The organism is Acetobacterium fimetarium (genome assembly GCF_014284475.1).
Taxonomy (GTDB): domain Bacteria; phylum Bacillota; class Clostridia; order Eubacteriales; family Eubacteriaceae; genus Acetobacterium; species Acetobacterium fimetarium.
Genome location: NZ_WJBC01000020.1, coordinates 43,296 through 55,701, shown reverse-complemented (window position 1 = coordinate 55,701; position 12,406 = coordinate 43,296). Strand labels below are relative to the sequence as shown.

8 protein-coding genes and 5 tRNA genes are annotated in these 12,406 nt (G+C 44.0%); 2 read left to right on the top strand and 11 right to left on the bottom strand.

Annotated features, from left to right (window positions below):
* Positions 1 to 306: 306 nt before the first annotated feature.
* The 8 genes from GH808_RS12105 to GH808_RS12070 form a co-directional block, all read right to left on the bottom strand.
* Positions 307 to 380: transfer RNA gene (locus GH808_RS12105), tRNA-Cys, on the bottom strand.
* A 16-nt stretch (positions 381 to 396) separates the two neighbouring features.
* Positions 397 to 471, bottom strand: a tRNA-Gly gene (locus tag GH808_RS12100).
* A gap of 5 nt (positions 472 to 476) precedes the next feature.
* A tRNA-Phe gene (locus GH808_RS12095) sits at positions 477 to 552 on the bottom strand.
* Between the two features lie 276 nt (positions 553 to 828).
* Positions 829 to 905: transfer RNA gene (locus GH808_RS12090), tRNA-Asp, on the bottom strand.
* 23 nt (positions 906 to 928) lie between these two features.
* Positions 929 to 1,004 (bottom strand) — tRNA-Val (locus GH808_RS12085).
* A gap of 66 nt (positions 1,005 to 1,070) precedes the next feature.
* Positions 1,071 to 1,814: a class I SAM-dependent DNA methyltransferase gene (locus GH808_RS12080; RefSeq protein WP_186843046.1), complete on the bottom strand. Its 744-nt coding sequence runs from the start codon at positions 1,812 to 1,814 to the stop codon at positions 1,071 to 1,073.
* A 15-nt stretch (positions 1,815 to 1,829) separates the two neighbouring features.
* On the bottom strand, positions 1,830 to 2,987 hold the full coding sequence (locus GH808_RS12075; protein ID WP_186843045.1) for a M20 metallopeptidase family protein: 1,158 nt from the start codon (positions 2,985 to 2,987) through the stop codon (positions 1,830 to 1,832).
* A gap of 70 nt (positions 2,988 to 3,057) precedes the next feature.
* Positions 3,058 to 4,131: an FAD:protein FMN transferase gene (locus GH808_RS12070; protein WP_186843044.1), complete on the bottom strand. Its 1,074-nt coding sequence runs from the start codon at positions 4,129 to 4,131 to the stop codon at positions 3,058 to 3,060.
* 177 nt (positions 4,132 to 4,308) lie between these two features.
* Here GH808_RS12070 and GH808_RS12065 point away from each other — a divergent pair, with 177 nt between their 5' ends.
* Both GH808_RS12065 and GH808_RS12060 read left to right on the top strand, forming a co-directional pair.
* Complete coding sequence (locus tag GH808_RS12065; protein WP_186843043.1) at positions 4,309 to 4,656, top strand: NusG domain II-containing protein; 348 nt, start codon at positions 4,309 to 4,311, stop codon at positions 4,654 to 4,656.
* Positions 4,656 to 5,180, top strand: coding sequence for a Gx transporter family protein (locus tag GH808_RS12060; protein WP_186843042.1), 525 nt, complete (start codon positions 4,656 to 4,658; stop codon positions 5,178 to 5,180). Before GH808_RS12065 ends, GH808_RS12060 begins: the two co-directional genes overlap by 1 nt.
* On the opposite strand, the gene GH808_RS12055 is transcribed toward GH808_RS12060, so the two are convergent.
* The 3 genes from GH808_RS12055 to GH808_RS12045 all read right to left on the bottom strand — a co-directional run bounded on the left by GH808_RS12055 (position 5,170) and on the right by GH808_RS12045 (position 12,377).
* The gene (locus GH808_RS12055; protein ID WP_186843041.1) at positions 5,170 to 6,930 is read right to left on the bottom strand and encodes a sensor histidine kinase; all 1,761 of its coding nucleotides are present in this window, start codon (positions 6,928 to 6,930) and stop codon (positions 5,170 to 5,172) included. The two genes, GH808_RS12060 and GH808_RS12055, sit on opposite strands and share 11 nt — an antisense overlap.
* Positions 6,931 to 6,939: 9 nt before the next feature.
* A complete protein-coding gene (locus GH808_RS12050; RefSeq protein ID WP_186843040.1) occupies positions 6,940 to 7,635 on the bottom strand; it encodes a response regulator transcription factor in 696 nt (231 codons plus the stop codon).
* A 506-nt stretch (positions 7,636 to 8,141) separates the two neighbouring features.
* Entirely contained in the window at positions 8,142 to 12,377 is a 4,236-nt protein-coding gene (locus tag GH808_RS12045) for a 2-hydroxyacyl-CoA dehydratase (RefSeq protein WP_186843039.1), read from the bottom strand.
* Positions 12,378 to 12,406 lie beyond the last annotated feature (29 nt).

The window sequence follows — 12,406 nt, the reverse complement described above, 5'->3', positions numbered from 1 at the left end:
GCGTTCGTCCTGAGCCAGGATCAAACTCTCAATAAAAGTTTGTATTTAAAGCCTTTCGGCCTTTAAATGCTGTCTCATGAAAACTTAAGTTTTATACTCTACCGAGTGCACTTTATCCTCTGCCGAGCTGATGTTTTATAGAGTGCATCTCTCTGTTTCTATTTTGCCGAAATCCCGAAGGATTTCAAGGCTATTTACAGGTTTTATGGTACTATTCTCTTTTCTATGACCGCCGCTTTCTCACTCGAAAGCTTTTCTATTATATCGTCGTTTCTTCTGATTGTCAAGCTGTTTTTTTATTTATTTTGGAGGTGCCACCCAGAATCGAACTGGGGATAGAGGTGTTGCAGACCTTTGCCTTACCGCTTGGCTATGGCACCCTATTAAAATAAAAAATGGAGCGGAAGACGAGATTTGAACTCGCGACCCTCGCCTTGGCAAGGCGATGCTCTACCACTGAGCCACTTCCGCATTAGTGGTGCCCAGAGGCGGAATCGAACCACCGACACGAGGATTTTCAGTCCTCTGCTCTACCGACTGAGCTATCTGGGCAAATAATAAAATAGTTCTGTTTGTCTTCAATCGTATCGGCAATACATTTGTCTGCCTAACTAAGTGATTCACACCAAATCAAAGATTTGGGTTCTCTACTTATACCGACTGAGCTATCTGGGCAAACATTAACTTTAAACGTTTAAAGTTCGTTACATAACTTTACTACTCCTTGGTCTGCAATCCAATGACAGGATTACCCTGATCAACCTTGGGGTAGCAATGTTGATTGTCGCATTTAATGCTATTTTATGTTTATACCTGCCATTGTAAAAATGGCGACCTGGAAGAGACTCGAACTCTCGACCTCCAGCGTGACAGGCTGGCATTCTAACCAACTGAACTACCAGGCCATCCTGTATAAACTTGTGAAAAATGGTGGTCGCTACAGGGCTCGAACCTGTGACCCCCTGCTTGTAAGGCAGGTGCTCTCCCAGCTGAGCTAAGCGACCATCAATTGGGACAAGTGTTATTATACGGCTGATAATTCAGTTTGTCAATGCTTTTTCTTCGTTTTTTTATTTTTTTTCTGCAACTATTTGAATGCGGTCGCCTTCATTGCTTCCTGCCAGGAAGGTTCCGAAATTGTAATACTTCATATTCTGGAATCCGATATTTTTCAAACAGAGGTGGATATCTTCGATGGTATAAAAATACTGCACTTGAGTTTCTTCGTGGCGATTATAGGTTCCATCTTCATTTTTATCAAAAAATGTTATATTAAAATGCATTTCGTTGTTTTCAAAGTGTGGTTCGTTTTCCCATACACAGTAGATATCATCAAGATCATAGACATAGGTGTTATCCATAATAACTTTTTTGTATTTTGAAACAGTATTCATATCAAATACCAGTAATCCACCACTTTCCAAACAATCATAGCTGCAAAGCAGAAAGCTCTGCACTGCCTCCAGGCTAGGTAAATAATTGACGCTGTCACAACATGAGATAACGGCATCAAATGTCTGATTGATTTGGAAATTACTCATATCGCCCAAATAGAATTGGATATTTTTTATGCCCATCCGATCTGCCTTTTCGTCGGCAATTGTCAGCATTCCTTCAGACAGGTCAACCGCTGTCATATCGAATCCTTTCGCTGCCAAATTACAGGTGATGTTTCCTGTTCCACAGCCAAATTCCAACACTGATTTGATTTCCCGTTTCCCGTTGAGAAATATTCTGCTGACATAGTCAGCCCAGTTTTTATAATCTATTTCGCTCATCAGTTCGTCATAAACTTGTGCAAATTCCTGATACATATTAAATTCCTCCTGTTAAAATTGTTTTGGATAGTTTATAAATTCAAGTGACATGCCAACGCCTTTCAGCAGCACTTTTTCATCGAAGTTAAACTCTGTCTTGTGCAAGTCATGATCAAAGCCTTTTTTGGTGTTTCTGGTTCCCAAACCGATAAACAATCCCGGAATTTCCTTTTGAAAAAAGGCAAAATCTTCTGACAGCATGATTTTCTGAAGTTTTTCACGTTCTTCTGATTCGCAAAGTTCTAAAAATATCTTGTACAGATCCGGATCATTGATTACCGGTGGATACATGTCGACAAATTCAAGATCAATGCTGCACCCATAGGTCATTTCAATGCCTTTCACAATTTCTGCAAGGCGCCGATGAATCATGCGATGATTTTCCATACTGAATGAACGAATTGTCCCGCCAAGTTTAACTTCTTCGGCGACCACGTTCACTCTTGTACCGCCATTCAATAAACCAATCGAGATCACTGCACTTTCCATCGGATCGGAATTTCGGCTGATGATGCTCTGGATGCAGGTGACCAGAGAAGCACTGGCTACAATCGCATCCACAGCAAGCTGTGGCTCGGCAGCATGCCCACTGACTCCATGCACGGTAATAAAGAATTCACTGTTTTTTGCCATCATTGGACCATCTGTTGTGCTGAGAATCCCCTCTTCAACAAAAGGAAAAAGATGATAGCCAAAAATCGCTTTCACATCATATTTTTCCAGTATTCCTGTCGCTATCATTGGTTTTGCACCACCGGGACCTTCTTCGGCGGGTTGAAAAATCAATAAGACGCTTCTTTTTCGCTCTTCGGGATGATCATACAAGTATTTTGCCAGCAGCAGATTCATGGTCATGTGTCCATCATGTCCGCAGGCATGCATCATCCCCACGTGCCTGGATACGTAATCATGCTCGGCTTCTTCCGTGATGCACAGCGCGTCCATATCGGCCCGAAATGCGATCGTATTATTTTCATCTGTTCCTTTTATATATAGAACAATGCCGGATTGACACACCGTTTCCGGTTCATAACCCATTGTCTTTAAATAATTGATGATATAGGCCTGCGTTTTTTCTAATTTAAATCCTTCTTCCGGAATCTGATGAAGCGCTCTGCGTAAACGGATGGCTTCTTTTCTGTAAATTTCCAATCGTTCCTGATCCTGCATTTTTTCCCTTTCTATTACTTTAATCTTCCCGGCGATTACGAAAGTAAAAAACATCGAACAATCGCCGCATTTATTGCAGCTGCGTAAACGTGTAGGTTTTTCCGTAGTTTGTTTCGTCAAATTTAAAAATGTCCTTGAGCCCTTTTGTCGCAATGACCCGATTATCTTTCGTGACGAAAATAGCTTCGACCCCATCCAGCTTTTCAACCAGAGCCAGGCCCTTGTCTAAACCAAGCAAGAATAGCGTCGTGGTCAGGCCATCCCCGTCAATTGATGCATCGGTCACAACCGTAACCTGCGTCAGGCCTGATTCTGAAGGATAGCCGGTAAAAGGATCAAGAATATGATGATAGCGTTTCCCGGCAGAATCGGTGAAATAGCGTTCGTAATCGCCAGAAGTTACCACCGAACCGTCTTTGATCGATACAACGCCAATGTATCCATTACCAGGATTGTTGGGATCTTCCACGCCAACGCCAAAATCAGTGCCGTTTGCTTTTCCACCCATGACCAGGATATTTCCGCCTAAATTGACGATGGCATGTTTTACGCCTTCTTCCTTGATCACCGCCATGACGGCATCCGCAATGCAACCTTTGGAAACGGAACCAAGATTGATCACCATCCCGGGATCAGTTAAATAAACAGTCTGTTCCGACGGATTCAGCACAATTTTTGTATAGTCTATTTTTTTCTGAGCCTCGGCAATCCGTTCCGGTGAGGGGGGATCTTTTATTTCCGGTTCATGGATCGCCCATAAATCGATCAGCGGGCCTGCCGTTGCATCAAAATAGCCTCCCGAAATTTCTGAATAGTAGATGCCCTTTTCGATAATCCGATAGGTGGCCTCCGAAACTTTTACGGGCTGAATCCCGGCATTTGCATTAATCAGAAGTACATCGCTTCCCGCATCAGTCGAGGATAATTCCAGATTAAGCGCTTCAATTTTTTCAAAAGGTTTGTCAAGCAGGGCTTCATCAGATTCTCCATATAATGTGATGCTTACGAAGGTATCAAGCAAAAAATCACTGCGCGTCACTGTATCCGACTTACCGCAAGCGGATAAAAGCGTCACCATCAAGCACGTCACCATCGTCAAACCAATTACTTTTAAGCTATTCTTCGATCTATTTATTCTGCTCATACATTCCTCCAATTCACACAAGTAAATGTATTATACCAAAGTCTTTGAAAAAAAGCATAAAAAAATGGTAAAGCCTTTACCATTCACCCTTTTTCATATAAAATAAGCATTGCAGATATTTTATAAATTTCATTTTCATTTTTATTTGTATCGCATTTAATAAAATACGAGGTAACCATGAAGAAAAAAGAAATTATCGTCATCGCCATTTTGCTCATCATCAGTCTGGGGGGGATTGCCCTTTTTTATATTATCAATGCAACCGATCAGGCGCTCTCTGTCCGTGTCACCAGCAATGGTGAGGTTGTTGCCGTTCTTCCCCTTTCCGAAGACCACACTGAAACCTTTAAAGCTGCCGATGGCGGTTATAATACCCTTGTCATTTCTGACGGTAAGGCAAAAATTACCGATGCTGATTGCCGCGATAAGATTTGCGTCAAAACCTACCCGATTTCAAGTCCCGGGGAAACCATTGTCTGCCTTCCCCATAAACTGGTAGTTGAAGTCATTACCGGTGAATCCTGATGAATTCGAAAGCTTACCGTTTGGTTATTCTGAGTCTGTTTGTTTCGATGGCTTTAATCTTAAGCTACGTGGAAAGCCTGATCCCGGTGCCGCTTCCAATCCCCGGCGCTAAAATCGGATTGCCAAATATTATCACTTTAGTGTCTCTGCTCACGCTGGGTTGGCCGCTGACTTTGTTGGTTGTCATCGCACGGGTTCTGCTAGCCGGATTTATGTTCGGCGGCGGCTTTTCCATTATTTACAGCCTTGCCGGCGGTCTCTTGAGTCTGTTCATCATGACGTTGATCCTGCACTTCAGCCGCAATGATTTTTCACTGATCATTATCAGTATTTTTGGTGCCATTGCCCATAATCTGGGGCAGGTTATTGTTGCCTCAATTGTGGTTCAGACCAGCAGCCTGATGCTGTATTTTCTTTTCTTAATGCTGCTGGCAATTCCCACCGGTTTTTTTGTCGGCATCACCGCCCGGGAACTGATGCGGCTTTTGAAAAAAACGACCATCTTCAACCGTCTCAATAACTAGTCTTCGGCAAATGAATGACAAAGGCCGTTCCTTCGCCGACCTTACTGTTGACCACAATTTTTCCCCGATTATTATAAATAATATGTTTTACGATTGCGAGGCCCAAACCGGTGCCTCCTTTTTCTTTTGAGCGACTTTTATCGACACGATAGAAGCGTTCAAAAATTCGGTCAATATCTTTTTCCGGGATGCCATATCCCTGATCTTTTACCTCAATTCTGACTTCATCAGCATCGTGCGTCATAACCACTTCAACTTTTTTTCCGGTTTCTGAATACTTTATGGCGTTGTCGATCAGATTAATCATCATCTGGCGGAATTCATCAGCCACGAAATTCAGCGTGATTGATTCTTCACCGGACGCTAGCATCACAATCTCTTTTTTCTCGGCGCTAAGCTTGAGAATATCGAATATTTGGGTTATTTCCCGGTTAAGCTGCAAGTGTTCAAATTTTCTTTCGAATCCACCCTTGTTTTCAAGCTGCGACAAAACTAGAATATCGCTGACGAGTCGGCTCAGGCGGTCGCTTTCTTCCGAAATAATTGAATAAAAGCGTTCCAGTGTCTGCGGATCATCGATTTTATTGACCTGAATCGTTTCAATGAACCCTTTAATAGTCGTTATCGGGGTTTTAAGTTCATGGGACACATTTGCAACAAAATCACGGCGCATATTTTCCAGATTCTTCAGCAATGTAATGTCTTCCAATACGATAATATGGCCGTTTGAGATACTGTTGTTTTCAGCTTCAACGATCCGGTTGATGTAGACTCGCATGATCTGATCCTGATGAATCCGGGATTCAAAGCTCGTTCGTTCAGATTCTTCGTTTTTCAGATATTCCATCAGTTCCGGAATAAACGCTTCACGATAAACCGCCAGAATATTTTTCCCGATTACTTTTTCTTCGGCCGTGAGATCCAGCGTTTTTCGAGCCGCATCGTTAAGATGAATGATTTGATTCTCTTGATCAATCGCAATCACCCCGTGGTTCATGCTTGATAGAATCGATGTCAGTTCGGCGTTTTTTCGATTCATTTCGGTAAAAGAGTGATTCAACTGCAGCGACATCTGATTCAGCGATTCCACCAATTCACCGATTTTATCCTTCCGAATCATCGACAGCTGCTGGCCATATTTTCCTGACGCAATCGCTCTGGCAAAAGCCGAGGCATCATCCAATGGTTTTAATTCACGATTCAGCATCAAGGTGATCAGTAAAATGGTTGCTAAAATCGTTGTGAAAATAACCAGCAGAATATTTTCCACCATTTTCAAAATAACATTGTCAATGGAGCTCACCGGCAATGCCGTCCGCAATACCGCCTTGATTGAATCATCGGTATCATAATAAGGCGTTGCGACGTAGAGCATTTTATTATTGAGGGTATTCGAATAGCGTATCTCGGTCGTTGTATTGCCTGCCAGAGCGCCCACAATTTCCGGACGACTCTTGTGATTCGGTTCTTCTTCCAGGCCGGCTGTGGATTCGTAGATGACATCACCTTCAACATTGGTAATGGTGATGCGGATATCCATGCTATCCGCGAAGTGATCCAGGTCTTCGGCGCTTCCAGTTGCCAGAAAATCCGGCAGAATATAATTTGCAATATAATCACTGCTTTCCTTAATACTGGCTTGCGTATCCGAATAATAGCTCTGACTGTAACTGATGATGACGAATAAACCGCTGCTTATCATACCGGCGACAATAACAATGATCAGTGAAATGGATAAACGTTTTTTCATTTTTTCCCTCTATTCTTCTACGAATCGATATCCGACCCCCCGAACCGTTTCAATGTATTTTCGGCCTTCGTCAGATTGATCTTCGATCTTTTTTCTCAAATAGCGGATGTGCACATCCACTGTTCTTGTTTCGCCGTAGTAATCGAATCCCCAGATCTGATCCAGTAATTGATCCCGCGTCAGCACTTCTCCACGGTGTTTGACCAGATACACCAATAATTCATATTCTTTTAATGTCAGACCGAGTTTATCGCCATCTTTATAGACCATAAAAGCTTTCGGCTCAATCAACAGATCGCCAACTTTGATGGTATCCTCTTCCTTTGAAAGCAAGACTTCGGTACGTCTCAGAACCGCCTTGACACGGGCGCACAATTCTTTTATTCCAAAGGGTTTGGTGATATAATCATCGGCGCCAATTTCCAGACCCAGAACTTTGTCAAACTCTTCACTTCGGGCCGTGAGCATAATGATGGGGATATAGGATACCGTCGAGTTTGCGCGAATTTCCCGGCAGATACTGATTCCATCTTTTCCCGGCAGCATCAGATCCAGAATGATCAGATCCGGCTGATATTTAAGCACTTTCTCGATGGCTATCGCGCCGTCCTGAACACCGTCCACTTCAAACCCGTGGGTTTCCAGATTGAACTTTATTAATTCAAATATATTCAACTCATCTTCGATTACAAGAATTTTCTTCATTAGTGACTCCTTTTGTTCTTATCATTGGCAACTGTAAAAGTACCGTAAGCTTTTCGATCAGTTTTCCGGCTGCCGGTTTCTTTTTCTTTAAGAAGAATTATATCATATTGAAAATTTTCAGGTGTAAATTTTGGGTTAAATCGCAACGAAAAAGTTGAAAACGTTATAAGAAAAATAATGATTGTATTATCTATCCGGCCTAACTATAATAAAAGTATCACAAATAATCCTTTATCTCTAAATGAATTACTCCCCTTTTTCATTTAGAAAAATGAGCTGTTTCGGTTGAAGCGGTTCTTTTTTTTGCGCAAAAAAAAGACTGGCATGAACGCCAGCCTGAAACTGTATAAAATTGCTAAAGTAGTACCGACAATTGTTACATCGTGTTGTGTGCATCAAGGCGAACAGGCGGTAGCCTGTACGAATTGCAAGCATACAACTGATTAACAATTGGTCGGTACGGTATTTTCCGACAAGCCGAAGTAGACGGATACACCAGTCTTTTTTTATTTCTGTCGCTCCAGATTCTTCATTGCCGTTCCCATCATCAGCTTGATTCGATTGAGCTGATTCACTTCGCTTGCTCCCGGATCATAATCGATGGGGGCAATATTTGCGCGGGGATATTTTTGGCGGATGGGTTTTACCATGCCCTTGCCCATGACATGATTGGGCAGACAAGCGAACGGTTGAACGCAAACGATGTTTTCCACACCATCCTCGATCAGTTCCATCATCTCGGCCGTCAAAAACCAACCTTCACCACCCTGGTTTCCCAGCGAAATCAACTCCTTCGCTTTGCTGGCCTTCTTTTCAATCGTTGAAGGCGCGTGAAAGTGGTTGCTCTCCCGTAATGCTTGTTTCATATTTTTTCGGGAAGCTTCCAGTAATTTTATGGCAAACTTGGCGGCTACCATCGATTTTTTCTTTCCGGAAAGTTCTTCATATTTAAACACCTGATTGTAGCAGCAGTATAAGAAGAAATCCATCATGTCCGGCATCACCACTTCTGCGCCCTCATCTTCCAGTACTTTTTGAAGATTGTTGTTCGCCGTGGGGTGGTACTTAACCAGAATCTCTCCGACAATCGCAACCTTGGGAATATTCTTGTCAATTCGCGGCAAGGCATCAAATTCTTTTACAATCGCCTGAACATTTCCCTTGAATTCACGAAGACTGCCGTTCCTGACATTTTCCTTGATTTTTTTCCGCCAGGATTGATAAATCGCTTCCGTTGATCCCGGATGCAGTTCGTAAGGACGGGTCGCACTGGTGACCCGCTGCATCAGGTCGCCGTAGACAATCCCAATCAGCAGTCGGGAAAGAAGCGGCAGACGCAGCTTGAATCCCGGGTTTTTTTCAAGTCCGATGGCGCTGATTGAAATAACCGGAATTTGCGACATTCCCGCTGATTCCAACGCTTTTCTGATAAAGGCAACATAATTGGAAGCCCGGCAGGGTCCGCCGGTCTGAGTCATTAACACTGAGACATTGTCGAGATCATATTTCCCGGATTTTAGCGCCGCCATAATCTGACCCGTTGTGATGATGGTGGGATAGCAGGCATCGTTGTTGACGTAGGTTAAGCCTTCATCAATGGCCGCATTGTCGACGCTGGGCATCACCTCAACGTTATACCCCTGACTTCTCATGGCATCTTCGATAAAGTCGAAATGGATCGGCGACATCTGGGGTGCCAGCAGCGTGTGGTTTTTCTTCATTGCTTTCGTAAAGACGACCCGCTGTTTAAGTGGTTTTACCGGCACGATTATATCGTTTTTATCCCGTTCAATCATCGCCGCTTTTAACGACCGCATTCGAATTCGAATGGCACCGAGATTATTCACCTCATCAATTTTGATTAAGGTATAAATATTGCCGCAACTTTCAAGGATTTCCTGGGTTTGTTCCGAGGTGACCGCGTCTAGTCCACAACCGAAGGAAGTCAACTGCACCAGCTCCAGGAAATCATATTGATTGACCACCTCTGCCGCTTTGTAGAGACGGCTGTGATATTTCCACTGATCCAGAACGCGGAAGGGTTCTTCCTCATTTTCATTATGCAGGTGTGCGATTGAATCTTCGGTCAGTACTGCCATATCCAGACCGGTGATGATATTATCCAGTCCGTGATTCACTTCCGGATCAATATGATAGGGTCGCCCTGCCAGCACGATCCCTTTTTGCCCGGTTTCTTTAAGATAGGCAATGGTTTCTTCGCCCTTTTTTTCAATGTCCTTTCGGAAGGCTTCCCGTTCTTCGATCGCCGCAGTCATTGCCGTCGCAATTTCTGCAGCACTGATGCCGAAGTCCTTGAAGATTTCGCCAAGTCGCTCTTCCAGACGCTGGTCATTGTCGAAGGGCACAAAGGGATTCAGGAACGTGATGCCTTCTTTGCGGATATCATCCTGATTATGTTTGATCGTTTCCGGATATGACATGACGATCGGGCAATTGTACCAGTTGTCGACATCCTTGAACTCCTTTTCTTCATAGGGAATGCAGGGATAGAAGATCAGCTTGATGCCCTGATCAATCAAACTCTGGATATGACCATGTACCAGCTTAGCCGGATAACAAACCGATTCGGAGGGAATGCTTTCCATTCCTTTTTCATAGATCTTTCGGTTAGACTCCGGCGACAGAACCACGCGATACCCCAAACTGGTGAAAAACGTATGCCAGAACGGATAGTTTTCATAGAGATTCAATGCTCGCGGAATCCCGATGACGCCTCGGGGTGCTTTTTCAGACGACAGGGTCTCATAATTGAAAATACGTTTGTATTTGTACTGATAAAGATTGGGCAGGTCTTTGTTCTTTTTGGAAATACCTTCTCCGACTTCACAGCGATTTCCGGTTATGTGGCGGCTGCCATCATTGAACCGGTTGATGGTCAAAAGACAATTGTTGCTGCAGCCACCGCAACGGCGGTGGCTGACTTCAACATCAAAATCATCCAAAGCTTCCAGGCTTAAAAGATTGCTGCGTTCTCCGGTAGTATAGTTTTCCCTGGCAATCAGGGCTGATCCAAAAGCCCCCATCAAACCGGCAATATCCGGACGGGTGACTTCTTTTTCGGTTATTTTTTCAAAGGTGCGAAGTACGGCCTGGTTGTTGAAGGTTCCTCCCTGAACAATGATGTGTTCACCCAGCTCTTTGGGATTATGAATCTTGATGACTTTCTGCAAAGCGTTGCGAATGACGGAGTAGGATAACCCCGCTGAGATATCCCCAACTTCCGCGCCTTCTTTTTGAGCCTGTTTAACCTTGGAGTTCATAAAAACGGTGCAGCGGGTACCGAGATCAACCGGATTCCTGGCCTTTAACGCCGCTTCAACAAAAGCATCCATTTCCAGCCCCAGAGATTTTGCGAAGGTTTCCAGAAACGAACCGCATCCCGATGAACAGGCTTCATTGAGAATAATGCTGTCAATGGTCCCATTTTTTATCTTCATGCATTTCATATCCTGACCGCCGATATCGAGGATGAAATCAACTTCCGGTCGAAAATACCGCGCGCCTTTATAGTGAGCAATGGTTTCGATTTCGCCGATATCGATTTTTAGCGCCTGCTTGATCAAGCTTTCGCCATAACCGGTTACGGTGGATTTGCCAATGTAAGCACCCGCCGGAAGGGCATTGTATATCTTCTTGATGATTTTTATGGACTGAGCCAAGGGGCTGCCCTCGTTGCCGCCATAGTAGTTGTACAACAGTTCTCCATCCCTATTGATCAAGACTGCTTTTGTCGTGGTAGAGCCCACATCGATGCCTAAAAAACAGCATCCGGTATGGTTTTGCAGTTCGGCTCTTGTTACGGTATTTTTATTGTGGCGCTCTCGGAACCGGTCCAGTTCTACCTGACTCACAAAGAGTGGTTCCAACCGACCCACTTCATTTTCTGAGACGGCATCCAGATTTTTCACTGCGGCAACCAGATCCTTGAAGTCGATGGTTTGTTCTTTTTCCGCCGAATAGGCGGCTCCGATGGCGACAAACAAATTGGATTTCTGCGGAAAAATGATCTGATCATCAGTGAGTTTCAACGTTTCGATAAAACGCTGTCGCAGTTCAGACAGGAAAAACAGCGGTCCACCCAAAAAGGCGACATTCCCCCGAATCGGATGTCCGCATGCCAGACCGCTGATCGTCTGGTTGACGACTGCCTGCAGAATCGACGCCGCAATATCCGATTTTTCGGCCCCTTCATTGATCAGCGGCTGCACATCTGTTTTGGAAAAAACACCGCATCGTGATGCGATCGGATAGATCATCGAATGCTCTTTTGATAACTCATTGAGTCCGTCGGCGTCAGTCTTGAGCAGCGCCGCCATCTGATCGATGAATGCTCCGGTTCCACCGGCGCAGGTCCCGTTCATTCGCTGTTCAACAGTCCCCTTGAAAAATGTTATTTTAGCATCTTCGCCGCCGAGTTCAATCGCAACTTCAGTCCGCGGAATACAGCGTTCAACTGCCAGGGTACTCGCGACCACCTCCTGCACAAAGGGTATTCCCAGCCACTGGGAAATCATTAAACCGCCGGATCCGGTAACACATACTTTGGTCTGCAAATCGCCTACTTTTTCATAGGTTTCCTTTAACAAATCAACGATTGTTATTTTAATATTCGATAAATGTCTGCGATATTCTTCGTAGACAATTTCATTTTTTTCATCAATGATGACCACCTTGATGGTGGTCGAACCAATGTCAATGCCCATTTTATAATTGTTTTTCATTAAATCTTATGACCTCTTCTTCTAATATG